General features: G+C 58.3%; 26 protein-coding genes. 15 read left to right on the forward strand and 11 right to left on the reverse strand.

All coding sequences use genetic code 11. The annotated features are described in order from the left end of the window. Positions 1-34 precede the first annotated feature (34 nt). The gene (locus tag Q1A52_RS17185; protein ID WP_300018118.1) at positions 35-1,111 is read left to right on the forward strand and encodes a saccharopine dehydrogenase C-terminal domain-containing protein; all 1,077 of its coding nucleotides are present in this window, start codon (positions 35-37) and stop codon (positions 1,109-1,111) included. Here Q1A52_RS17185 and Q1A52_RS17190 read toward each other — a convergent pair. Beyond that, a complete protein-coding gene (locus Q1A52_RS17190; RefSeq protein ID WP_300018584.1) occupies positions 1,108-1,845 on the reverse strand; it encodes an aspartate/glutamate racemase family protein in 738 nt (245 codons plus the stop codon). The genes Q1A52_RS17185 and Q1A52_RS17190 overlap by 4 nt on opposite strands. A gap of 198 nt (positions 1,846-2,043) precedes the next feature. Between Q1A52_RS17190 and Q1A52_RS17195 the strand changes: the two genes are divergently transcribed. From Q1A52_RS17195 to ccoS, 10 genes are all read left to right on the forward strand, one after another. Then, the gene (locus Q1A52_RS17195; protein ID WP_300018121.1) at positions 2,044-3,288 is read left to right on the forward strand and encodes an FAD-binding oxidoreductase; all 1,245 of its coding nucleotides are present in this window, start codon (positions 2,044-2,046) and stop codon (positions 3,286-3,288) included. A 62-nt stretch (positions 3,289-3,350) separates the two neighbouring features. Next, positions 3,351-3,902: a hypothetical protein gene (locus Q1A52_RS17200; protein ID WP_300018124.1), complete on the forward strand. Its 552-nt coding sequence runs from the start codon at positions 3,351-3,353 to the stop codon at positions 3,900-3,902. Then, entirely contained in the window at positions 3,895-4,197 is a 303-nt protein-coding gene (locus tag Q1A52_RS17205) for a DUF1971 domain-containing protein (RefSeq protein WP_300018127.1), read from the forward strand. The genes Q1A52_RS17200 and Q1A52_RS17205 overlap by 8 nt, the downstream gene beginning before the upstream one ends. Next, a complete protein-coding gene (ccoN, locus tag Q1A52_RS17210) occupies positions 4,181-5,779 on the forward strand; it encodes a cytochrome-c oxidase, cbb3-type subunit I (protein WP_300018130.1) in 1,599 nt (532 codons plus the stop codon). The genes Q1A52_RS17205 and ccoN overlap by 17 nt, the downstream gene beginning before the upstream one ends. Before the next feature lie 3 nt (positions 5,780-5,782). After that, complete coding sequence (gene ccoO, locus Q1A52_RS17215; RefSeq protein ID WP_300018133.1) at positions 5,783-6,514, forward strand: cytochrome-c oxidase, cbb3-type subunit II; 732 nt, start codon at positions 5,783-5,785, stop codon at positions 6,512-6,514. Next, complete coding sequence (locus tag Q1A52_RS17220; RefSeq protein WP_300018136.1) at positions 6,511-6,675, forward strand: cbb3-type cytochrome c oxidase subunit 3; 165 nt, start codon at positions 6,511-6,513, stop codon at positions 6,673-6,675. Before ccoO ends, Q1A52_RS17220 begins: the two co-directional genes overlap by 4 nt. Continuing rightward, a complete protein-coding gene (gene ccoP / locus Q1A52_RS17225) occupies positions 6,668-7,477 on the forward strand; it encodes a cytochrome-c oxidase, cbb3-type subunit III (protein ID WP_300018140.1) in 810 nt (269 codons plus the stop codon). The genes Q1A52_RS17220 and ccoP overlap by 8 nt, the downstream gene beginning before the upstream one ends. Continuing rightward, on the forward strand, positions 7,461-7,631 hold the full coding sequence (locus Q1A52_RS17230; protein WP_300018143.1) for a hypothetical protein: 171 nt from the start codon (positions 7,461-7,463) through the stop codon (positions 7,629-7,631). The genes ccoP and Q1A52_RS17230 overlap by 17 nt, the downstream gene beginning before the upstream one ends. 26 nt (positions 7,632-7,657) lie before the next feature. After that, complete coding sequence (locus tag Q1A52_RS17235) at positions 7,658-9,709, forward strand: cation-translocating P-type ATPase (RefSeq protein ID WP_300018147.1); 2,052 nt, start codon at positions 7,658-7,660, stop codon at positions 9,707-9,709. Beyond that, positions 9,706-9,852 carry a cbb3-type cytochrome oxidase assembly protein CcoS gene (ccoS, locus tag Q1A52_RS17240; RefSeq protein WP_300018151.1) on the forward strand — a complete coding sequence of 49 codons (147 nt, stop codon included), beginning with the start codon at positions 9,706-9,708 and terminating at the stop codon, positions 9,850-9,852. The genes Q1A52_RS17235 and ccoS overlap by 4 nt, the downstream gene beginning before the upstream one ends. Before the next feature lie 15 nt (positions 9,853-9,867). Here ccoS and Q1A52_RS17245 read toward each other — a convergent pair whose 3' ends face one another. Further along, on the reverse strand, positions 9,868-10,176 hold the full coding sequence (locus tag Q1A52_RS17245) for a DUF6522 family protein (RefSeq protein ID WP_300018154.1): 309 nt from the start codon (positions 10,174-10,176) through the stop codon (positions 9,868-9,870). Positions 10,177-10,242: 66 nt separating this feature from the next. Beyond that, entirely contained in the window at positions 10,243-10,995 is a 753-nt protein-coding gene (locus Q1A52_RS17250) for a DUF2189 domain-containing protein (RefSeq protein ID WP_300018157.1), read from the reverse strand. 67 nt (positions 10,996-11,062) lie between these two features. Here Q1A52_RS17250 and Q1A52_RS17255 point away from each other — a divergent pair, with 67 nt between their 5' ends. After that, on the forward strand, positions 11,063-11,533 hold the full coding sequence (locus tag Q1A52_RS17255; RefSeq protein WP_300018162.1) for a group III truncated hemoglobin: 471 nt from the start codon (positions 11,063-11,065) through the stop codon (positions 11,531-11,533). Between the two features lie 45 nt (positions 11,534-11,578). On the opposite strand, the gene Q1A52_RS17260 is transcribed toward Q1A52_RS17255, so the two are convergent. The 3 genes from Q1A52_RS17260 to Q1A52_RS17270 all read right to left on the reverse strand — a co-directional run bounded on the left by Q1A52_RS17260 (position 11,579) and on the right by Q1A52_RS17270 (position 13,422). Further along, the gene (locus Q1A52_RS17260; RefSeq protein WP_300018164.1) at positions 11,579-12,550 is read right to left on the reverse strand and encodes a GlxA family transcriptional regulator; all 972 of its coding nucleotides are present in this window, start codon (positions 12,548-12,550) and stop codon (positions 11,579-11,581) included. Between the two features lie 160 nt (positions 12,551-12,710). Further along, a complete protein-coding gene (locus tag Q1A52_RS17265) occupies positions 12,711-13,121 on the reverse strand; it encodes a CopD family protein (protein WP_300018167.1) in 411 nt (136 codons plus the stop codon). Next, a complete protein-coding gene (locus Q1A52_RS17270) occupies positions 13,114-13,422 on the reverse strand; it encodes a DUF3817 domain-containing protein (protein ID WP_300018170.1) in 309 nt (102 codons plus the stop codon). Before Q1A52_RS17270 ends, Q1A52_RS17265 begins: the two co-directional genes overlap by 8 nt. 227 nt (positions 13,423-13,649) lie before the next feature. Here Q1A52_RS17270 and Q1A52_RS17275 point away from each other — a divergent pair, with 227 nt between their 5' ends. Then, positions 13,650-14,069, forward strand: a complete 420-nt coding sequence (locus Q1A52_RS17275) for an Rrf2 family transcriptional regulator (RefSeq protein WP_300018172.1) — start codon at positions 13,650-13,652, stop codon at positions 14,067-14,069. 242 nt (positions 14,070-14,311) lie between these two features. On the opposite strand, the gene Q1A52_RS17280 is transcribed toward Q1A52_RS17275, so the two are convergent. The 5 genes from Q1A52_RS17280 to Q1A52_RS17300 form a co-directional block, all read right to left on the reverse strand. Continuing rightward, a complete protein-coding gene (locus Q1A52_RS17280; protein ID WP_300018175.1) occupies positions 14,312-14,617 on the reverse strand; it encodes a cupin domain-containing protein in 306 nt (101 codons plus the stop codon). A 298-nt stretch (positions 14,618-14,915) separates the two neighbouring features. Beyond that, positions 14,916-16,673 (reverse strand): TRAP transporter fused permease subunit, encoded by a 1,758-nt coding sequence (locus Q1A52_RS17285; RefSeq protein ID WP_300018178.1) that lies wholly within the window; start codon positions 16,671-16,673, stop codon positions 14,916-14,918. A 96-nt stretch (positions 16,674-16,769) separates the two neighbouring features. Then, positions 16,770-17,720 (reverse strand): TAXI family TRAP transporter solute-binding subunit, encoded by a 951-nt coding sequence (locus tag Q1A52_RS17290; protein ID WP_300018181.1) that lies wholly within the window; start codon positions 17,718-17,720, stop codon positions 16,770-16,772. A 209-nt stretch (positions 17,721-17,929) separates the two neighbouring features. Next, the gene (locus Q1A52_RS17295; RefSeq protein ID WP_300018184.1) at positions 17,930-18,904 is read right to left on the reverse strand and encodes a formylglycine-generating enzyme family protein; all 975 of its coding nucleotides are present in this window, start codon (positions 18,902-18,904) and stop codon (positions 17,930-17,932) included. Positions 18,905-19,033: 129 nt separating this feature from the next. After that, the gene (locus Q1A52_RS17300) at positions 19,034-19,933 is read right to left on the reverse strand and encodes a hypothetical protein (RefSeq protein WP_300018188.1); all 900 of its coding nucleotides are present in this window, start codon (positions 19,931-19,933) and stop codon (positions 19,034-19,036) included. Between the two features lie 337 nt (positions 19,934-20,270). Here Q1A52_RS17300 and Q1A52_RS17305 point away from each other — a divergent pair, with 337 nt between their 5' ends. Then, positions 20,271-20,969: a hypothetical protein gene (locus Q1A52_RS17305; protein WP_300018191.1), complete on the forward strand. Its 699-nt coding sequence runs from the start codon at positions 20,271-20,273 to the stop codon at positions 20,967-20,969. Between the two features lie 73 nt (positions 20,970-21,042). Continuing rightward, positions 21,043-22,362 (forward strand): sulfatase-like hydrolase/transferase, encoded by a 1,320-nt coding sequence (locus Q1A52_RS17310; protein WP_300018194.1) that lies wholly within the window; start codon positions 21,043-21,045, stop codon positions 22,360-22,362. The last annotated feature ends 13 nt before the right edge of the window (positions 22,363-22,375 follow it).

Here is a 22,375-nt window from a genome sequence, read left to right on the forward strand (position 1 = left end):
ACGAGTCGCCGCGCGAGTTTCAAAAGGGGATGGTATGGAACGCATCGTAGTCTTGGGGATGGGCAAGGTCGGCACCTTGGCGGGCGAGCTTTTGCATGAGGCGGGTTTTGCCGTCACCGGCATAGACGCGCTTGGGAAATCCGATCACTTGCCATTCGAAACCCAGGTGTGTGACCTCTCCGATCCGGTGCAGTTCTCCGCGGCTCTGCAAGGGGCGGAGGCCGTGCTCTCCTGTCTGCCCTATCATTTGAATACCGGCATTGCAGAGGCCGCGCATGCAGCCGACCTACACTATTTCGACCTGACGGAGGATGTCCCGACCACCAAGGCCATTCTGGAGTTATCCAAGACTTCCAAAGGTTTGATGGCCCCGCAATGTGGACTGGCACCGGGGTTCGTGGGGATTGTCGGCGCTGATCTGATCGGCCAGTTTGACGATTGCCGCGCCTGCAAGATGCGCGTGGGGGCCTTGCCGCAGCACCCGACCGGCCTGATGGGGTATTCCTTCAACTGGTCCCCCGAAGGCGTGGTCAATGAATACCTCAACGATTGCGAAGTGCTGGAAGACGGGCAGATCAAATCCGTCTCACCGATGGAATGGATCGAAAAGCTCTACATCGACGGGACGGAACTGGAAGCCTTCACCACCTCCGGCGGACTTGGCACGATGTGCGAAACCTATCTCGGGCGCGTACCCAACATTGATTATAAGACCATGCGCTACCCCGGACATGTGGATTTGATGAATTTCTTTTTTCACGAACTGCTGATGCGGGACCGGCGCGTAGTGGCGGGTGAAATCCTCGTGCACGCGAAACCACCAGTGGAGGATGACATTGTCTATGTACACGTCTCTGCCGAAGGCATGATCGAAGGCAAACTGGCCCGGCGTGAGTTCGTGCGTGGGTACAAACCCATTGATCTGGCGGGGCGGCGGCGTACAGCCATCGCCTGGACAACGGCATCATCGGTGGTGGGGGTGATTGAAATGGTGCGCGATGGCAGCTTGCCCCGTGCCGGTTTTCTGAAACAGGAAGATGTCCCTCTCGCTGCCTTTCTGGCAACCCGCACTGGATCGGCTTATGCTGCAGAAGGCGCTTTTTCAGCTTAGACGTGGCGCGGGTCATCCAGTTCTGCCGGGAAGGTGCGGGGCAGGAGAGCGGCCTGAAACCAGGTGACCAGCGTGTAGATGGAATAGACCGGCAACCCGGTCATGCGCCTGATATCGCGCGCATAAGGGACCATGTTGGTACATTCCAATACAATGGCGCCTATCCCCTCATATTCGCGGACAAGTGCCTGCGCCGCCTCCAGCATATCCAGACGGCACAACTCGAAATCGATTTCCGGCTGATCCGTCAGAATTGCTTGCGAAAAACAGCGCCCGCCGTCCGTTCCCATGATTGGCGTGTCGGGCGGCACGCCTGCGCAATAGAGGTGATCGGGGGTCAGGCTGTCCTTTGCGATGGTCAAAACACCCACCCGCTGGCCTGGCGGCAGGGTCTGGGCAATCATCGGTACCTGCATGAGCGCCGAACTGGCGACGGGCACCTCCAGTTCGGCCTTAAGATCATTCTGCAACACCGACAGAAAACCACAGTTTGTCACAATCCCATCGCAGCCCATGCGCACCAGCGCCCGCCCTTCATTAATGAAAGCGTCGCGCATGGCGCGCGCGTCCTGCAGCACGATCCGGTCAGGTGTTGCACCGTCCACGACACGGTAGTGAACGGGGAAAGGCCATGTGAACGCATTGCCAATATCGCCGGGAATGCGGGGAAAGCGGGTTTCCAGCATCAAGATGCCTACCGTCGCGCCGTAGATGGTTTTACCGCCTGACTGAATACTCATGTAACATCTCCACACTAGGCCTCAGACACTCTTGGCATAGCATGCAAGGTCCCGCATCCCTAGTGGACTTTCTGACCACAACCAATGCGATTGAGCGTCAGTCAGCGACCACTATTCCGTCTATTTGATGCAGAAACCAATTGACCCCGGACACCCGGCGGGCAAGGTGATCCGCATTTGGTGGGAGGAGCAATGTCGCAACAGGTCATCGTCATTGGGGCGGGTATCGTTGGGGTGTCCACCGGCATCTGGTTGCGACGGTTCGGGGCGGACGTCACGCTCGTCGATCGCGCAGCGCCGGGTCAGGGCACGTCATACGGCAACGCAGGTGTGCTGGCGGCCTGCTCAATGGTGCCGGTCACGGGACCGGGCCTGATCAGCAAGGCGCCGGGGATGCTTCTGAACCGGGATTTTCCGCTGTTCCTGCGGTGGGCGTATTTGCCAAAGCTGGTGCCTTGGCTGATGAAGTATCTTGGCAATGCGAATAGTGCGGATACCCGCAGGATTGCGCGGGACCTGACGCCCATCGTTGCTGACGCGGTCGAACAGCATAAGGCGCTGACCGATCAGACCGGTGCGGCGCATTGGGTTGCGGACAGCGATTACCATTTCGCCTATGCGAGCCGCGCGGCCTTCGACGCGGATGGCTACACCTGGGCGTTGCGCAAGGCTGCGGGCTTTCAGCCGATCCTGTCGGAAGGAGCCGGGGTCCAGGACAGGGAGCCGAACCTCTCGTCCGCTATTGGATGTCTGGCCACAATGAAGGATCACGGATTTATCCGCGATCCGGGGGCGTATGTGGCTGCGCTGGCCGAGGAATTCCGCAGGCTGGGCGGCAAGGTCGTCACTACGGAGGTGTTGGATTTCGACCTCGCGGGCGGGCGGATCACGGCGGTGCTCACAAAGGACGGACGTATGCCATGCGACACTGCTGTTTTGGCAACCGGGGTGTGGTCCAAACCGCTCATGCGCAAACTCGGTATCGCCGTGCCGCTGGAAAGCGAACGGGGGTATCACATTGTCTTTGAAGGGGCAGAGAATGGCCCGCGTGCACCGACCATGGTGGCCAGTGGCAAGTTCGTGGCAACCCCGATGGCGGCGGGTCTGCGCTGCGCCGGGGTCGTGGAGTTTGGCGGGCTGGCGGCGGGTCCGTCCAGCGCACCTTTTGCCCTGCTGCGCCGCAAAGTGAAAGAAGCTTACCCGGCTCTGAATCACACCCGGGAAGAGGAATGGATGGGTCATCGGCCCGCACCCGCAGACAGTCTGCCGCTGATCGGTGAAATCGGACAAAGCGGTGTGATGACTGCCTTTGGACATCACCACATTGGGCTTACTGGTGGCCCCAAAACCGGCCGCCTGATTGCGGAAGTGCTCACCGGGCGTTCTCCAAACATCGATTTAGGCGTGTACTCTCCAAATCGCTTTGCCGCGCGGTAAAGCCGACCATCTCACTCAGAGCTTGATCAAACGCCGGTTCCCTGTCCGTGCCCTGAGACGGGATGTCACATAAGAAATATATAAAATATATTTTAAAGAGATGTCATCACTTAAGTCAAATCGTTGTCATGCAATCCAAGGCGTATCTGAAAATGACAAGCAATCTCTCTCGCATGACCTGTCTGCTGTGGGCAGGGCTAGTACTTGGCGGCTCCATCGTGGTTGCACCAGCCAAATTTAGCGTTGCCGACGTTGATTTTCAGGATGCTGTGCGCATCGGTCGGGCACAGTTTGAATGGCTGGGAATCGTCGAATTGGCGTTCTGTTTGACGCTGCTGTTCAGTGCCTTGTTACAAGGGCGCGCGCGCAATCCGATGTTGTTGGCACCAGCTATAGTCTTCGCGTGCCAGCACCTGTTTGTCGCGCCGGCACTGCATCTGGGAACAGACCGTTTTTTCGAAACCGGTCAGAGGGCCGAGGATCACCTGCATCTGATTTACGTTGCAATGGATATTGCAAAAATCGCCCTTCTGACTTGGGTCGGTATGGCGGCTACAAAAGCAACCCGATCGCGCCAACGCGCTACAGCCGGAAAAGCGAAGTCCCGTGCCTGAAGGATTGCAGAAGTACCGCGAAACACCGCCGTTCACGGCGTCTGATGTCCCGTCAGGCCTGCTAAGGGATCACGCGACAAAAGAAGGTGTCTGGGCACGTGTTCACGTCACGGACGGCAGGATTTCCCTGCATGTCGTGGATGATGACGTCGAACGGATGCATGAACTCTCGTCCGGGGAGGAATACCTGGTGGCTCCAATGCTTCGGCATCGCGTTGCCCTCTCCGAGGACGCTGTTTTCCACATTGAATTCTTACGAAAAGCACCGGAAGCGAACGATGACCCTAACGATTGAACGCAGCTTCGCGCTTGTTGCTCTGTCTTTGGCAGGTTTCCTGGGAATCGCGATTCTAGGCTTCGCACGGGACGAAATGTTCGCCTTACATGGTTGGATGATCGTGGTCGCCGTTGTGATCGGCGCCAAAGCCTTGCTGGATCGGTTCGAAGATGGGACGCCCGCAATGCAGAAGGGATACAATGATCGTCCGATCAAATGGGCCGTCATCGCCGCCGGATTCTGGGCATTGTTGGGCTTCAGTGTGGGTGACCTGCTGGCTTGGCAGCTGGCCTTTCCGCAACTGAACGGCGAGGCGGGCGCGCTGAATTTTGGCCGCATCCGCCCGGTGCACACCACGGCGGTGGTCTTCGGCTTTGGCGGCAACGCTCTGATCGCCACCTCATTCTACGTGGTGCAGCGGACGTCGCGCGCGCGGCTTTTCGGCGAGATCGGGCCGGAGCTGGTGGTGGGGTTTTTCAATCTCTTCGTGCTGATGGCGGTGACCGGCTATCCCGCGGGGATCACCCAGTCGCGCGAGTATGCCGAGCCCGAGTGGTATGCCGATCTGGTGCTGCTGATCACCTGGCTGGGGTATTTCGGTGTCTACCTCGGCACGCTGGCCCGGCGGGTGGAGGCGCATATCTACGTCGCCAACTGGTACTACATGGCTTTCATCGTGGTGATCGCGATGCTGCATGTGGTCAACAACCTCGCGGTGCCGCTGTCCTTTGCTTACCCCAAGAGCTATGCGCTGTTCACCGGGGTGCAGGATGCGATGACCCAGTGGTGGTACGGGCACAACGCCGTTGGTTTCCTGCTGACCGCGGGCTTTCTGGGTATGCTTTACTATTTCCTGCCCAAGGCGGCGGGGCGGCCGATCTATTCCTACCGCATGTCGATCGTGGGGTTCTGGGGGATCACCTTCCTCTACCTCTGGGCGGGGTCGCACCACCTGCATTACACCGCCCTGCCGGATTGGGTGCAGGTGCTGGGCATGACCATGTCGATCATCCTGCTGGTGCCGAGCTGGGCCTCTGTCTTCAACGGGATTTTCACGCTGAACGGTGCCTGGGACAAGGTGCGCACCGATCCGGCGGTGCGCTTCATGATGGTGGCGGTGCTGTTCTACGGGCTGGCCACCTTCGAGGGCTCGTTTCTGGCCATCAAGCCGGTGAACACGCTGAGCCATTACACCGACTGGACCGTGGGGCATGTGCACGCGGGCGCGCTGGGCTGGGTCGCCTTTGTCAGTTTCGGCGCCTTTTACAAGATGGTGCCCTGGGTCTGGCAGCGCGACGGCACCTATTCGCAGCGGCTCGAGGCCTGGCACTTCTGGTTGGCGCTGGCGGGCACGTTTCTCTACGTCGTGTCGATGTGGAACAGCGGCATCACCCAATCGCTGATGTGGCAGACCTACGATGCGCAGGGGTATTTCGTCTATTCCTTCATGGACACCGTGATCGCAATGCACCCCTACTACGTGATCCGGGCCATCGGTGGGTTGCTCTACCTGATCGGCGCCGGGATTGGTGCGTGGAACATCTACCTGACCATCCGGGGCCCTGCAAAGGTCACCCCTGAGGTAGTGGCCGCGGAGTGAACCATGCAGAACGCCCATGCAAAACTGGAACGGCATTCCATCGGCTTTGCTCTTGCGATCCTCTTCGTGGCTTCGCTTGGCGGGCTGGTGGAAATCGCGCCGCTTTTCACCATTGAAAACACCGTCGAGGAGGTCGAGGGCATGCGGCCCTACACGCCGCTGGAACTGGCCGGGCGCGATATCTATGTGCGCGAAGGTTGCTATGCCTGCCACAGCCAGATGATCCGCACCCTGCGCTCGGACGTGGAACGCTACGGACATTTCAGCCTTGCGGCTGAGAGCATGTATGACCGCCCGTTCCAATGGGGCTCGAAACGCACCGGGCCTGATCTGGCGCGGGTTGGATTGAAATACTCCGACGCGTGGCACGTGGCGCATCTGCAGGATCCTACGGCCCTTGTGCCGGGGTCGGTGATGCCGCCCTACGCCTTTCTCAGCGAGACGCGGTTGAGCCCGGCCTATCTGGAAAGCGCGTTGCGGTCGCTGCGCCTCGCGGGCGATCCCTACAGCCCGGGGCAGGTGCGGGAGGCCCCGCGCCATGCCGCGTGGCAGGCGGACCGGGATGCGCAGTACGAGGACGAGTTGCGCACCCTTTACGGCGAGAACGTTCAGGTGCGTGATTTCGATGGCCAACCGGAGCGCTTGACGGAGATGGATGCGCTGGTCGCCTACCTCCAGATGCTCGGCACGCTGGTGGATTTCGACGCGCTCGATCCGCAGGAGATTGCCCGATGACACATGATACTGTGCTTGTCTTTTCAAAGACATATGGCGCGATCTACCTGCTGGTGTTTTTCCTGATCGCAACCGTTTGGGTCTATTGGCCGCGGCGCAGGAAGACCTATGCGGAGGCGGCGCAGTGGCCGCTGCAGGACGAGGCGTGCCGCGATGACTGAGCCCAAGGAAAAAACTCCCGAAACCACCGATCACGAATGGGATGGCATTACCGAGTTCCGCAATCCGGTGCCGCGGATTTTCAAGCTGTCCTACATCCTGACCATCCTGATCTCGGTCCTGATGTGGGTGCTGCTGCCCAGCTGGCCGGGAGTGCGGGACATCTGGCCCGGGGTGCTGGGGTATTCGTCACGTACAACGGTTCTGGAAGGTGTCGAAGAGGCCAAAGCACTGCGCCAGCAGGCCTCGGCGCAGGCGGGTGCGCGCCCGCTTGGCAGCATCCTGTTCGCGGATAACTGCGCCGCCTGCCACGGCTATGACCTGGCCGGTCAGACCGGATTTCCCAACCTGATCGATGCGGCGTGGCTCTGGTCCGGCACGCGTGAGGAGATCATTGCGACCATCCGCTACGGCATCAACACGGACCATCCCGACACGCGCTACAGCGAGATGCCGGCCTTTGGGCGCGACGGGATGCTGCCACGAGCCGAGCTGGAGGCGATTTCTGACTATGTCGCAAGTCTCTCCGGCCCGGCACCGGATCATGAAAGTGCGGCTGCCGTGGCTTTCGACGAGAACTGCAGCGCCTGCCACGGCGCGCGCGGCAGCGGCATCGCGGGCTCTGGCGTGCCGGTGCTGGACGACGCGCATTGGATCTACGGGGGCGGTACGGACGCGATCCTGGAGACCCTGCACGCGGGTCGGCAGGGGGTTATGCCCGCCTGGGAAAGCAGGCTGAACGATCGCCAGATCGAGGAACTGGCGGATTATCTGATCGGAGCGGCAGATGCGCAGGGCAGCTAAGCGCGAACGGCGGGCACAGCGTATCGCCTTGGGCGGCGTGTTGGTGCTGCTGCTGTGTTACGGCGTACTGAAGGCCGGGCACATCATCGTGGCGTTGGAGGCATTCGAAGGGCAGGTGATCGAGGCGCCGCATCTGGGGCTCAGTGCGAAATGAGCGGGCAGGGCGCATGTTTTCACGGCGTGGTAAAGAACCTGAAATGTGGTGCCTGTGCACTGCGGCTGGAACGGCAGCTGGCCGGTCTGGACGGTGTGCAGAAGGTGGTGGTGAATGCCACGACGCACCGGCTGCGGGTGGACTATGCCCCCGATGCCATTGCTGAAACGGTGCTGATCGACGCAGCAGGGCATGCCGGGTTTCCGGTGCAATCGGCGGAGGCGGCGCGCGACGGGCAAGAGCCGACCCTGTTGATCCCGCTGGCCGTGGCCGGGTTCGGCATGGCCAATGTGATGTCCTTTTCCGTCTCGGTCTGGGCCGGGTTTGACATGGGGCCCGCCACGCGACAGGCGATGCATCTGGCCTCGGCGCTTGTGGCCCTCGGGGTGACCGGTTTTGCGGGCCGGGTGTTCTTTACCCCCGCACTTAAGGATTTGCGACAGGGTCGGATGTCCATGGACCTGCCGATCAGCCTTGCAATTCTCGCCACGCTCGCGGCCAGCTTTCTCGCCCCTCTCGGGCTGGCCGAAGAGGGGTATTTCGACGCGGTGGTCTCGCTGATTTTCCTGTTGCTGATCGGCCGGGTTCTGGACCAGAAGGTGCGGCGTCAGACCCTTGGCGCGGCAGGGAACCTGCAGGCCCTCGTGGTTGGGCGTTTTGCAAGGCTGGCACCGGATGGCAGGTTGGTCGATGTCTCTGCCGCCGATTTGCTGTGCGGCGACCGGATTCTGGTGCGCCCGGGTCAGACCGTGCCGGTCGACGGGCGGCTGCGGTCGACGGGCGGGCGTATCGATCGCAGTCTGATCACCGGTGAAAGCGACGCGGTGGCTGTTGCGGTGGACGATCTGATCCTTGCGGGCAGCAAGGTCTTGCAGCAGGCGCTGGAGATCAACGTCACGGCGGTTGGGGAGGCGGCATCGGTGGGCCAGATGGCACAGATGATGCGGGTTTTCGAGGACCGGAAGGGCCGGGCGCAGATCCTCGCCGACCGGTTTGCCGCAACCTATGCGCCAATGGTAATCGGCGGTGCGATCTTCGGCTTTGCCCTTTGGTTTTTCGTGCTGGACGCATCCCTCGCCGAGGCCACGATGATCGCGGTGGCGGTGCTGGTGGTGACCTGCCCCTGTGCGGCTGGGCTGGCCACCCCGGCGACGGTGGCGCGAGCAACCAATCAACTGCTGAACCGAGGAGTTCTGGTGCGCTCCGGCCGCGCCTTGGAGGCGTTTTCCCGTGCGTCCCATATCGTGTTTGATAAGACCGGCACCCTGACGCGCCCGGTTCAAACTGTCCGCCGCGGTCTGCCGACGGATGTAGCGCGCGCGATGACGGGGCTTGCAGCGAACAGCGCGCACCCTTTGTCCCGCGCGCTGGTTGGGGAGACGCGGATCGATCGCATCACCCCTGCTATGGAAAAGCCAGGGGAAGGGCTGCGCGGGGCGGACGGCTCAGCTTTGGGCTCGGCAGAGATGTTCGGCCTGCAGGTCACTGGGCCAATCACTGCCAGCTTCTTCAAATCCAAATCTGGAGATCTATACGAAGTGCCTTTCATGGAAGTTTTGAGCAACGATACAACGGACACCGTTTGCCATTTCCAGCGGGCTGGTGTGCATCTGCACATCCAGTCGGGAGATCGTGATGATGTGGTTCAAACCATCGCGGATGAGATCGGCATCACTTCTGCGCAGGGCAATGTCAAGCCAGTTGCAAAGGCGGATTTCATCGATGGCTTGCGCGGGTCGCCGGATACCATTGTCGCGATGGTCGGCGACGGTATTAATGACGCGCCGGCGCTCACAGCGGCAGATGTGTCCGTCTCCTTTTCAGATGGGAGCGCGATATCGCAGGACGCTGCCGATTTCATTATCATCGGAGAAAGCCTTGCAAAGCTGATACCGATTTTCGAAGTGTCGCGGAGCTGCCGTCGGATCATTGGGCAGAACCTTGCGTTCTCCACCATCTACAATCTGCTGTCGCTGCCGCTCGCGCTTTGCGGATTCATCACACCATTTGCCGCGGCAATTCTTATGGCGTCATCCTCGATCGCAGTAATGCTGAATGCGCAGAGGATTCGGTCGTGAATGCCTTGTTGATCCTCGTGCCGGTCTCGATCTTGTCGGGCATTTGCGGTGTGCTGATCTTTGTCTGGTTGACTCGGGACGGCCAACTGTCCGACCCGGAAGGCAATAAGTACCGGATTTTTGAACCAGATGAACTTGAGTAGCGAGCGCGGGCGGAATCATTCCCGCTCGTCTTTGGGCGCAGCTGGCGCGTCAAGGAAGGAATAGAGCCCGGTGCCACGCGGTACCTTCGTTTTGCTGCGCTTTAACACGCGGCCGTTGTCGTCCACGGTTAGCCGTACCGAGATGCCATTGTAGCGAAAGGTCAGGCGCTGCGTGCCCGCATGTTCATCGATACCGGTTTCGGACTGGGTGAAGATTTTCTTGGCGCGCATCAGATCCTGCACTTCGTCGGGCGCGATTTCCAGCAATGGCGCGAGATCGTTCACATCGATAACGAAGCCGTTTTCGCCGGGCTCAAGTTTCATTGTGTTCCATATTCCTGATGTCAGCCTTGGTCTGACGTTACTATCTCACGACCCGCCCCTGCAGTGCTATAGCGCTTTGGTGCCCAACTGCTCGCTGTATGCATGCCAGCTGGCAAAGCCCATCAGCGGGAATAGCACGATGGCGGCCAGAAAGCCTGTGACAAGGATGGTCAGTGCGGCGACGCCGATAATAGTTCCCCAGACCATCGATTGCGCGATATGCGTTCCGCAATGCGAGAGGCTTCTGCCCATGGCGGAAAAGGCATCGATTTCCTGATCCAGCATCATCTGCAGCGAATAGGCCGAGACGGCAAAGGCAAAGGCGGCAAAGACTGCGCCTGCCAGCAATGCCCCCGCAAGGACTGCAATACCGTGCGGTGTCGTGGCCATTTGGAGCATCGCCTCAGCGGCGCCCGGAAAGGGCGTCAGGCCGTAGTAAAGCGCAAAGAGGATCGTTGCCGCCCGCAGCCAACCCAGAAACAGCAGAGCCAGCACAGCGCCCACGATGACGAATTGTCCCGGAGAGGCCACACCCTGACCGCCGCGCCCTTGGCGGCGGCGTGATATTCGGAAGAGACCCAGTGATGTCATTGGACCGATCAGAAGCGCGCCCGCAACGGTCGGGGGGATCATCCAGGACATGCCGAAACCTGAAAGCGCCAGAAGAGTTGCCCATGAGAGTAGAACCACAGGCAGACCATGGGTGATGCACACGGAGGGACTGTCCTTGAGGTCGTCAAACCCCTTGGCAAGCCATGCCGTAACCGTCGCAAGGTCGGATGTTGATCGATCCGGTCGGATTCTTTCGCATGTGTTCATTTTCTGAAAGTCTGCTTCTGGTCATTTCATGATTTAATATATAAATAATATATATCTAATAGGCAATATGAAAGATGGACCGATGCAAGACCCGACAAGTGATCTCCCCAAACCGTCGCAATCACATATGATGCAGCGTTTTCCAATTACTGCTGCCGAGATAGACCAGTTGATGAAAGCATTCTATGCGGAAATCCGTGTGCACCCCGTGCTTGGCCCGGTTTTCATCAACGCCATTGGAAAGGATCGGCTATCCTGGCAATTTCATGAGGCCAAGATCGCATCATTCTGGCGCAATGCCGTGCTGATGGATCGAGGGTATCGTGGTAATCCAATGATGAAGCACCTCGCCAATAGTGAGATAAAGATCGAGCACTTCCCGATCTGGCTAGACCTTTTTCGCCGGGTGGCTTCTGATGTGTTGCCGGCAGATCGTGCTGCGAACATTTCGGCGCTTGCGGACCGGATCGGGCGGGGACTGTCTTATGGACTGGAGGCTGCGCGAAACGGGAGTACACCGCCCAACCTCGCCGGGTGACGCCGGAGTGTTTGTTGCCGTAAGTGGTCTGAGGGAGGTGCTATCTTAGCTCCGTGCATGCAGCCGCTGGTGCGCGCTTGGAGACAGACCGAACGTACGCAGAAATGCCACCCTGAATCCCGAATATGAACGAAACCCCACCCGGCCTGCCACCTCCTTGGTCACAACCCCCTCTTCCAGGAGGGTTTTGGCCAGATCAAGGCGCATGCGCTCCAGGTATTTCGCTGGCGAAATACCCATCGCCGCCTCGAATTTGCGGTAAAATGTGCGTTCTGTCATGCCAACGATCCTTGCCAGCATGCCAACGCTCACGTCTTTTGCGGGGTTGTCCAGCATCCACTCAACCGCACCGCGCACTTCGCGGGATGCGGCGCGGGATTGTGCTTCCAAGAACGAGCTGAACTGGCTTTGATTACCTTGTCGGCGTGAAAAAACTACCATTCGCTTGGCGACCGCTGCGCTGAGCTGAGGGCCGTGATCTTCCTCGAGAATTGCGAGGGCCATGTCGATGCCGGTGGTGACGCCTGCAGACGTCCAAAGATTGCTATCCTTGGTGTAGATGCTGTCACCGTTTACTCTGACAGCTGGGAACCGGTCTGCCAGAAAGGCGCAGATACCCCAGTGAGACGAAATCGTGTGGCCATCCGCGAGGCCGGAGCAGGCCAGAACATAGGCCCCACTGCATACGGATCCGACCCGCCCGCAACGCCGCCCCAGGTCGGCGAACCAACTCACGTAAGTTGAGTTTTCGGCAGCGGAAAATAGAGGATCGCGTTCCGCGCCGACCACGATCAGAAAATCATCCTGTCCGAATGAGAAATTTGACGATGGTTTGCTGTCAATTGCAAAGCCCGCGCTGCCACGTACCAGCCCCCCGCGCGGCGTGATGGGGATCACATCATAGAGTGGCATCTCCGCTTGCAGATTGGCGGCCTGAAAGACACAGGCGGGCCCGGAAAGATCCAAAGGCTCAAATCCATCGAATACCGCGAAGAAGATACGAGTCGTTTTGCGCATGGCAGGATTCTACCAGTTTGTATGCACCCTGCCAAATGGTCTATATGACGAAAATCGAATAGAATGCCTGATGGTTGGGCAAAGCAATCGGGTGCGCGTCGGACGACAGCTCCATTCGTCTGTGCCCTTGCCAAGCTTTCAATTGACCCGCTACCGGCCATTAAATTGGTTTGACCAAGACCAGCATGGCAATAAACGCAATCAGGGTCGCTTGCCCGGCGATCAAAGCGATGGCTTTATGTACGGAAATGGCGATTTGGTGTCTTTTCGTCGCGTCTTCCGACGTGCGAAACCGGGCGGCAAATGCACCTTGTGCCCCGGACAGGAATAGGACGATCACAAGTTTGGCGATCATCCAAGGCTCCTTGATCTGTCCCGTCGTGGTTACCAACCAGAGACCGAAACCCCAGGTCAGAAAAATTCCGGTGCCAGACACCACGCGAAAATACAATCGCGTGCCCTTTGCGGCGGGGCTTCCGGCTGTCAGCAGCAAAAGCGCGGGTGCAGCCAGCATGGCGGACATCCACAGGATGACACCCGTGACGTGCAGGGCCTTGATGATCTCAACCAACGGTCGCCTCCCGCATCCTTGCCGCCAAAAACGGATCATTTGCGAAGGTGCCAAAAGGTAGAACTGCCGCCCCGAGAACCCGTGCGATATGACGCCGTTCCCAAGTGCCATCAAAAATCGTGGCGCAGGCCAGCATCAGGTAGAGAGAAAAGCATCCACCGTGTATCGGACCGAGGAGAGACACCGGTGTTTCCGAGCCCGAAAAGTATTTGAGTGGCACCGCCAAAAACAGCAATAGTATAAGGGTTGTGCCCTCAACCCATCCCGCGATTCTGAGCCTGCCTAGAGGTGATGTGATCACGAAGTCTCCCCGCGAGCGTTTTCCACGTCCGGCGCAGTTTAGGCATCGACAGGGGGACGCCCCAGTCATTTGGCTTGTTCATCGGTGCCAAAAATGATGCAATCCCGCCAAGAGCTGTTGGCGGGAAAGCCATTTTCCAACACTCCATGAGGAGAAGAGATGCATAGTTTCAATGACCGGACAGAAAAAAGATGTAAGACAACTACATCTATGCAGGGAAGATCATCATGCGATTAACCAACTTCTCGGACATTTCGCTGCGCGTGCTTTTGTTCGCGGCAGCGCATACCGATCGCCTTGTCACGATCGACGAGATGGTTTCTGTCTTTGGCACGTCACGTGGACAGTTGATGAAAGTCGTGCACAATCTGACAACAAATGGATTTCTTGAGCCGGTGCGCGGGCGTGCAGGGGGGCTCAGGCTGGCGCTTGCACCGCGCAAGATCAACCTGGGCAAGCTTTTGCGTCACACTGAAAATGACTTCGGCGTCGTCGAATGCATGCGCACGGGCAACCAATGCGTGCTGACGGGCGATTGTCGGCTTCCAGCTGTATTGACCCGCGCGATGGACGCATTTTTTGCGGTTCTCGATGCGCAGACGCTCGCGGATGTCGAGCTGAAGGCCGTGGATTTTCTTGGCAAATGATCTGTACGTTGCATGCATGATTGCGGGTTGTGAAGGGATAATCGAGCGCCGATAGATCAGGCTCTCTCATAACTTCTCTGTCCGCTTTGAGCAGCGGAAAGCAATCGTCCGTGTCAAATTGGGAGCGCCAGGTGCAGGCGCTCTTAAATCTGGCAGCCAGAGTGCTATGGCGGTTCAACATGGCAGCCAGATATGGGGCTCAATGACAAATTAAGATATTGATTTTATTGATAAGAATGATCTTATCTTTCCTCCGGCGCATCCGCTTGTTGCTCAAAGGCAGCCATACTGTCTTTTTGCGCTTCGCCCCCCTTCGGACCGAACATGACGACCCATGTGGCAAAGTCAGTCGAAAATTCCTCGAAACGGTGTATTGCGCCAGCAGGAACGAAAATTGCATCGCCTGATTTGAATGGGAATCTGTGCAGAAGATTTTCATGATCACCGATGACGAAATGTCCCTGACCGCGCACTACGACATAGACCTCGTCCTGCTCATGCACAGGCTGGTGGTCTTCGATCTCCGGGGTGTAGAAAAACATGGTCATTGTGCCATGCTGGCGCATGATGGCGGCGGGCAATCCAAAGGGTGCTGTACCTTTGCTGAGCGCCGTTTGAACAGCCTGAGCCGCCTGAGCTCCCGGTAAAATGGGTGAGGGTCCGTTCGCCGGGGTTGGAATCGAGTGCATTTCTCTGTCTCCACCTATTTTCTGAGATGGAGGTATGAGCCTCGGGCGGATGTGGCAATTCCTTGGCTGTGCCAAAGAATGCGCTGATCCTGCCAGTGAGATTTCAGGCAAGAAAAGGGGCCTGCGGAAACCAATTGTTCAGAAATGACACCGGCAGTCAGAGCAACAACGGAAAGAAGATGATCAGCCCTCCGCCAAGTAAAGAACAGGCGCGCAAGATGCCGGATCGCGCGCCAATGAGTGCGAAGGATATCAGCGTCAGGCCAAATCCGATCTGGACCGCCGTCAACAGTGCTTGTGTCGGCACGGATTGCAGTTTGATCAGCGCCGGGTTTGCAATCATCGCCAGCGGGATGATGTAGAGGCCAAAGCCGAGAGTCATGGCCGTGAGCGCCACTTTCAGCCAGTTTTCCCCGATCATGCCCGCCGCGATGAATACCGCACCGCAGACCGGGGGTGTGATGGTCGAGAGAAGCGCGAACCAGAAGACAAAGAGATGTGCCTGCAACGGTTCCAGCCCCAGTTGGATCAGCGCCGGTCCGGCCACGGATACGCAGATCACATAGGCCGCGGTGGTGGGCACTTCCATGCCGAGGATCAGGCAGGCGAGCGCCGTCAGTAACAGTGCAGGCCACAACCTGCCGCCTGACCCCGAGAGGATCAGGGATGTGATCTTGACCCCCAACCCGGTGATTGACAGAACGCCGATGATGATAGAGGCGCAGATGATGATGGCGGCGATCATCGACACCTGCCGTGCTGCATTCAGCGCCGCAGTTTCGATCCGGTCGCGTGTCTCCGGCCACGATCCCAAACCTTTCGTGTTGAAGAACAGCAGCAGAACGCTTGTGAGGATGGCAAGGCTGGCGGCGTATTGTGGCGTCACCTTGATCCAGAACATGCCCACCAGCAGAACGGTAAAGGGCACGGCAAAGAACGCGGATGTGATGATCACATCCCGGGTCGAGGGCTGATCCTTTGCGTCGATGCCGGATAGGTTTTCCCGCGCGGCATAGGCATCCACACCCACCCAGACGGCCAGAAAGTAGAGCACCGCCGGGAGCAGCGCCGCCGCCATGATGGAGGTGTAGGATACGCCTGTCAGTTCGACCATGACAAAGGCACCCGCGCCCATCAGCGGGGGCATGATCTGCCCGCCGGAGGACGCCACGGCCTCGACTGCGGCGGCCAGTCGCTTGGGATATCCCAGGCGTGTCATCGCAGGCAGGGTGATCGCCCCGGTGGAGGCGACATTGGCGGAGGCGGACCCGGAGATCGATCCGAAAAAAGCGGATGAGAGCACGGAGACTTTTGCCGCTCCGCCCTTGAGCCGACCAGCGGCGGCAGAGGCGACATTCATGAAGCCTTGCCCGGCCTCCCCGGCGTTCAGCACGGCGCCGAAGATCACGAAAATCGCAACAACGTTTACGGAGACGCCCGTCAGACTGCCCCAGATGCCGCCTTCGGCAATGGTCAGCGTGCCCAGAAAACTGCGGAGCGGCGTGCCGGAATGGCCAAATTCACCGGGGATGTACTGCCCGAACAGCCCGTAAAGCAGGGCGGTCAGCGCAACCATCGGCAGCGGCCAGCCAATCGCGCGCCGCGCGGCCTCAAGCACCACGACCAAAAGGGTCACAGCGATAGCCATCTGAAAGGGGTTGTCCAGAAACCCGTATTGATCGGACAGCGCGTCATGCGACCAGGCCACCCAAAGACACGCGCCGACACCTGCGACGGCGAGAGCTGCGCCGCTGAGGCGCGTCATGCGGGATTGCGTTGCGGCCAACAGGATCCACGGCAAGGCCAGCGCCAGGTGCAAAGGGCGGCTGACCAGGTTCGGCACCAGACCGGAAAAGATCAAGGCCAGATGAAAGGCAACCAGACCGAAGGCGGCGGCAAAGATGACGAGGCGCATGGCAAAACCCTTGTGGTCCAGGCGATTGGAGCCGCAGCACTAGAGAGGAAAGCCGCAGGTATGCCCGGGCTTTCGTGATGTTTCATCGCTGGTGGATCACATTTGCGCGTCGGTGAGCGCGTATCCGATCTCTTTGTAATAGCGGATGGCGCCGGGGTGCAGCTTGCTGGTGATGCTGCTCATGAGACCTTCGTTCACGCCGTTCCACCAGGGCGCGGCTTCCCCCATCTTTTCGCGCTGTTCCCAGAAGGTTTTAGTCAGCTGATAGGCGACATCATCGCTCATCGAGATTGTGGTAAAGGCCGCCACGGGCAGGGAGGTCGTGGTGATGTCGTCATCCTGACCGGCGTAGGTGCCTGCGGGGATCACCAGCTTGGTGCGCTTTGTCTGGCCGATCTGGTCGTCATCCAGCGACAGGACCGTCACACCGGTGGTTGCCGCCGCTTCGATGACATTCGGGGCGGGGTAGGATCCGGCAGTCACAAAGCCGTCGATCTGACCGTTCTTGAGTGCGGCGACCGCGTTGGAAAGTTCCACTTCGGCAAGATCGACCTTCCCCTCAAGCCCGAACAGTCCAAGATATTTTTCACCCTCACGCGCGCCAAAGGATCCCTTGCCAAGCAGGATAGTCTTGCCTTCCAACCCACTGAAGTCGGTGACGCCACTCGCGTCGGATACCACGAAATGCATGGTCAGCGAGGGGATCGGAAACAGGGCGCGAATGGTGTCAAAGGCCGGATCGCTCTTGCCATCGAACATCGCCTTTCCCTGCTGCGCAAGACCGATCAGCGCCGGGGGTGTGGTGAAGACATAATCCGCGCCCCTTGCGCGCACTTCCATGACATTCTGGACGGAACCTTGGCTTTCCTCGACGGTCACGATCACGCCACCGTCCGTGCCTTCTTTCATCGCCTCGGCAATCTGCACGCCCATCTGGTAGTAGGATGACGTTGATTTGGCCGACTTGTAGGTCACGCGCTCTTGCGCGGTGGCAAAGCTCGCCGTCACAGCCACGACGGCGCTTAATAGAATGGTTGCAAATTTCATTTTTCCCTCCCTTGGAATTTCGATTTTTGTCCCGGTACCGTCGGTCTCCGGCCCTTTGAGATAGGTGACGCAGGTTTTGGTCGTACATCTGGTCGCATGTTCTGGAGAGCGAAAACAACCTGCTTTTGCCTGCTTGATCAGAATGATGCTTTGTCAAAGCTCTCACTTTGAGCATGGATTGAACGCAGAGACACACGCGGATCTGCGGATCAAAGCGCGACACGGAACCCGGTATGGCCCGTGGTACTGTCCGGCGTATTCCAGGTCCGCGAATGCACAAAATACCGTTCGCAATAGGAGGCGTGGCAAAGATACGATCCTCCTCGGATCACGCGGCCCGGCCCTGTTGATAGACCCTTCGGGTTATGCGGAGGGTGCGTTTTAGGACCGTTGGGCAACTCGCCAAACCAATCAGCACACCACTCCCAGACGTTACCTGTCATATTGAAAAGCCCAAATTCATTGGGTTGGTATGTTTCTACCGGGGCTGTCCCGCGATAGCCATCAAGCGCGAGATCCGTTGCAGGGAAATCTCCTTGCCAAACGTTTTGGGCATGACCGGAAGAGGGGACTAAGGTGTTTCCCCAAGGATGCCGCGCGCCGCGCAAACCGCCGCGCGCGGCATACTCCCATTCCGCTTCGGTTGGCAGGCGGGTGCCTGAGTATTGGCAAAAGGCCATGGCATCATCCCAACTGATATGGGTGGCGGGATGATCCATACGATTGGCGATATTACTTTCCGGACCTTCAGGGTGAGACCAACAGGCCCCGTCCACCCGACGCCACCAAGGCGTGCCAGCCGCATGATCGGAATAGTCTTCCCGGGGATTCAGAAAACCTTCGAACACATAGGACCATCCTTCACGCTCCGCTGTGGTCTCGTAGCTCGTTTCTTGAGCAAAAGCTTGAAATACGGCGTTTGTGATCGTTGTGCGGGAGAGTTGAAACCCGGAAATTTTCACCTTTCGCTGAGGGCTGTCCAAGTCAGCCACGTATTGCGATTTTCGCGCACCCATCATGAAAAACCCACCTTTGAGGGGCACCATGTTGCGAATGAGTGTCGTCGCTAAGTTTTCAGACGCGCCTCCGGCGGTGACGGCTTGCGCGACGCTTTGTGCCGAGACAGTTTGCCTACCTGGCGCGCAGCAGGATTTCTCGGCGGCTGAAGATGCATCGCTGGTCAATTCAAACTTCCAAGATCAGTGGCGGCAATACACGCAGCGATGAGCCGATTGATCGTTGCACTGTCCGACAGGTGTTATTCATGGTGCTTGCATCCTGTCCCATCCAAGCGCTCTGACATCGTTTCAGGATCAGTAGTCCGGGTTCGGCGGAATTCCATCTGGTAGGGCCTTGTCTCGAATATTGCTGACCCGGCGGGCGCCCACCTGCCGTCGCAAGCCCTTGTAGCCACGCTCCGACAGTTCGTTTTCCTTGAGCACTTCCCACTTGCGATAGTGGACCGTGAATATCTCGCGCTCCTTGGGAAAGGGTTTGCCGCGCAATCGTCCGCCCAGAATGTAGTGCTGCTCTTCCGGCAGCTCATTCCACGCCAGACCAGAGCGTTGAATGGCCAATGGCAGGCTCATTTGGTCTAGATAAGGCCGCTTGCAGTGCAACCCGTCTATTGCGTCAATCCGCTGAGCCGTATCCATCCAGACCTGCGGAAAACTCAAACCCTTGGCAGTACGATAAGCCTCAGGAAATAAAACAAAACCCGAGCTGTAGTAGGGCATCACAGGCGCGCGTCTGTCGCGCATCATGGTGACACGCTCCTCAGGAAGCTCCATGCCCAGCTCACCGTAAATGGTCGTCCAGACGGATTGTGGAGCCCAGTGCATCGAGGCGGCGACCGAAGCTGATACATGGTCGGGCTTCACGAGGTTTTCGATGCTGTTTTCCCGGATCATCAGAACGTCGGAATCCATAAAGCCGGAGTATTCCGTGTCGCGAGGTTCAAGACAAGCCAGAAGCTTGTTGCCATGCGGATAGGCGGGATCAAACCGGTCGTCAGCATCAATGGGGCGGACCTCACAGCGCATCCGCCGCAAGGTCTCGACGGCATTCGGGTCGACCTCCGTCATGCGGTGGGCGGGACAGTACCCAACCAGTTTCACATCCTGTGGCATGTTTTCCCGGATCGAAGCCGCCAGATAGCATGCCAGATACTGGTAAGCGGGTGGCTCGACGATGAAAAACAAGGTGAGTGACATCGGAGAACTCTCTATCGCCTAAAATCTGTCAGGGAGAGCAGGAAAAGCAAACCGGATCAACGTGATGCGGGCCTTGAACTTCTGTGCATTTTGAATTCCTGCAGGGCTGGTTCTCTGCCGCCACGCTAGCATCAGCAACAAGCTGATCGCAACTTGTTCTTCGTCGCAAAGCTCTTTCGATCTCTATGGCCATTTTACCGCGTTGAGCGATTTTCTTGAGGGCGCCCTTGTCGCGCGGCGCAGGCCGTATGAAAAGAATTTGTGCGCTAGGGCGAAGATGAGCCTTGCTGTGCGCGACCGAAGCCATTTTGCGCCAACAACCGGAATAGAATGTGCCATGGGCATCAGCATAAATATCGCTACGCAACTCGCCCGGATTGCGCCCCTGCTGTCCGAGTGCCGGAATGGTGTCATGCTCGGGCGACAAAAGATGCACTTTAACCCACGTGGCTGGACGCCGCGGCTGATCGGAAACCTTGATCGGCTAGGGATCAATGCAACCCCCGAAAACATCTTTCAGCCGGATGGTTTTTGCGAAACCTATCTAGAAACGATTGGCTGGCCAAAATTGGAAAGCCTCGATTTCACGGATGCAGAAGGCGCGGAATACATTCACGATCTGAGCCTGCCCCTCGGGGATGATCTGAAATGTCGGTTCGATCTGGTCTATGACGGTGGCACAACGGAGCATGTCTTCGATATCGCTCAGTCCTTTCGCAACGTGGATCAACTGCTGGCGGAAAACGGTATCTTTGTTTCTTGCGTCGGCTCTGATGGGTGGTTTGGCCATGGCTTCTACCAGATTGGTCCAGATATTCCGTGGCGATACTGGGTGGCGAGCATGGGGTACAAGATGCTGGGGTGCTGGACATTTGATCGTGCGGGCAGGGAGCCGCCGAGGGTGATCGAAGACCCCACCAGCCGGTCGAGGGGCGGGGAGCATCGCTATCAGAACCCTCAGTTCATCTTCTACGTGGTTCAAAAGCAGGCGCGCGCGGGAGACCCACTGCCGGTGGTCCAAAGTCACTATGTTTAGACGGATGATGGAGTAGTCTTGTGGCGGCGCAGTTCGCATACGACCTTGGGCACTGGTACTGGATTGTCTTACGATGACGCAAACGACGCGGAAAAACATCCTGCTGATCAGCTTTGACGACTGCTTTGCCTATCATCACTATCGTTCGGTCTTTGGTGAGCCACTTCAGGTTCCGAACCTGGACCGGATCGCCGGGGCGGCGACGCAGTTTAGATCCGCATATTGTCAGGCGCCGATATGTGGTCCTTCCCGTGCCAGCCTGATGAGCGCACGTACGCCCCATCAACTGGGCCTTTTCAACAACAACATCGATGTGTTTCAAAAGGTGGGCCCAAAGGACATCTGGTCCTACAAACTGAAGGAAAACGGATATTTCTGCTCGTCTGGCGGGAAAGTGCACCACGGGTATGGCCCGCTGCCGAAACCTATCCATGACGTGCTGTACTCCGATGAGCGCAAACGTTTTGGCAGTGATTTTTCCTTGCCACCTGACGTCGCCAAGCGACGCTACCAAGGAATCCGTGGCGGATGGTCAACAACCGACCCAAAAGACGACGACATCTACTACGATGCCAAATCCGCCAATGCCGCAATTGAGTTTCTGCACTCCTTTGAAGGTGACGAACCCTTTTACCGGGAAGTCGGTTTCTTTAGCCCGCACGGCCCTCGTTTCACGCCCGCCCGTTTCAAGGACATGTACGATGTGAACAATTTTAACCAGCCGGAGGCCTGGCGCGATGGGTTTGATGATCACGCCTATACGGATGAAAACTGGCCGCAGACGCCCGCCCTGGTGTCGGGAGACGAAGACTGGTGGCGATACAACGTGCGCAATTACTTTTCCGGCCTCAGTCACGGAGACTACCATCTTGGTCGGGTATGGGATGCACTTCAGGCCTCAAGGTTTGCGGAAAACACGGTCGTCGTGATCCTGACAGATCACGGCTTTCTTCTCGGCGCGCGCAACCGATTCTACAAAAGCACCATTTGGGAGCAATCCGCCGGTATTCCACTGATCATTTACGACCCGGATAGCGACGGGCCAAGGGTTGTCGACGATCCGGTCGCATTGCTCGATGTGGGGCCAACCGTTCTGGATTACGCCGGTGTCGCGCCGCTGACAAACACGGTTGGACGATCGTTGCGCGAACAGGTGCTGGGGGCGACCGGTCCAGACCGCGCAATTCCCACGTTTCGGTATGACAATGTGTCGATCCGGAAGAATAACTACAGGTTCGCGCGGTACATGGACGGCAGCACACAACTCTTCGATCTGACGGATGATATCTGGAACCTGAAGAATCTCGGGCCGGAGCATCCGGCGTTTCCAGAAATGCAGGACGCGTGGATTTCATGTACGACGGAGTATGGGATGGAATATGAACTGGAATAGGCCGCTGATCGGA

The organism is uncultured Roseobacter sp., from assembly GCF_947488185.1.
Lineage (GTDB): Bacteria > Pseudomonadota > Alphaproteobacteria > Rhodobacterales > Rhodobacteraceae > Roseobacter.

Excerpts from the sequence above, each read along its gene's own strand:
- Q1A52_RS17300 (WP_300018188.1), bottom strand. The coding sequence starts at position 19,933 with ATGTCACTCACCTTGTTTTTCATCGTCGAGCCACCCGCTTACCAGTAT.
- Q1A52_RS17260 (WP_300018164.1), bottom strand. The coding sequence starts at position 12,550 with ATGCGCAAAACGACTCGTATCTTCTTCGCGGTATTCGATGGATTTGAG.
- Q1A52_RS17245 (WP_300018154.1), bottom strand. The coding sequence starts at position 10,176 with ATGAAACTTGAGCCCGGCGAAAACGGCTTCGTTATCGATGTGAACGAT.
- Q1A52_RS17195 (WP_300018121.1), top strand. The coding sequence starts at position 2,044 with ATGTCGCAACAGGTCATCGTCATTGGGGCGGGTATCGTTGGGGTGTCC.
- Q1A52_RS17305 (WP_300018191.1), top strand. The coding sequence starts at position 20,271 with ATGGGCATCAGCATAAATATCGCTACGCAACTCGCCCGGATTGCGCCC.
- Q1A52_RS17310 (WP_300018194.1), top strand. The coding sequence starts at position 21,043 with ATGACGCAAACGACGCGGAAAAACATCCTGCTGATCAGCTTTGACGAC.
- Q1A52_RS17250 (WP_300018157.1), bottom strand. The coding sequence starts at position 10,995 with ATGAACACATGCGAAAGAATCCGACCGGATCGATCAACATCCGACCTT.
- Q1A52_RS17220 (WP_300018136.1), top strand. The coding sequence starts at position 6,511 with ATGACACATGATACTGTGCTTGTCTTTTCAAAGACATATGGCGCGATC.
- Q1A52_RS17185 (WP_300018118.1), top strand. The coding sequence starts at position 35 with ATGGAACGCATCGTAGTCTTGGGGATGGGCAAGGTCGGCACCTTGGCG.
- ccoN (WP_300018130.1), top strand. The coding sequence starts at position 4,181 with ATGACCCTAACGATTGAACGCAGCTTCGCGCTTGTTGCTCTGTCTTTG.
- Q1A52_RS17280 (WP_300018175.1), bottom strand. The coding sequence starts at position 14,617 with ATGACCATGTTTTTCTACACCCCGGAGATCGAAGACCACCAGCCTGTG.
- ccoP (WP_300018140.1), top strand. The coding sequence starts at position 6,668 with ATGACTGAGCCCAAGGAAAAAACTCCCGAAACCACCGATCACGAATGG.
- Q1A52_RS17230 (WP_300018143.1), top strand. The coding sequence starts at position 7,461 with ATGCGCAGGGCAGCTAAGCGCGAACGGCGGGCACAGCGTATCGCCTTG.
- Q1A52_RS17285 (WP_300018178.1), bottom strand. The coding sequence starts at position 16,673 with ATGCGCCTCGTCATCTTTGCCGCCGCCTTCGGTCTGGTTGCCTTTCAT.
- Q1A52_RS17275 (WP_300018172.1), top strand. The coding sequence starts at position 13,650 with ATGCGATTAACCAACTTCTCGGACATTTCGCTGCGCGTGCTTTTGTTC.
- ccoO (WP_300018133.1), top strand. The coding sequence starts at position 5,783 with ATGCAGAACGCCCATGCAAAACTGGAACGGCATTCCATCGGCTTTGCT.
- Q1A52_RS17255 (WP_300018162.1), top strand. The coding sequence starts at position 11,063 with ATGAAAGATGGACCGATGCAAGACCCGACAAGTGATCTCCCCAAACCG.
- Q1A52_RS17200 (WP_300018124.1), top strand. The coding sequence starts at position 3,351 with ATGTCACATAAGAAATATATAAAATATATTTTAAAGAGATGTCATCAC.
- Q1A52_RS17290 (WP_300018181.1), bottom strand. The coding sequence starts at position 17,720 with ATGAAATTTGCAACCATTCTATTAAGCGCCGTCGTGGCTGTGACGGCG.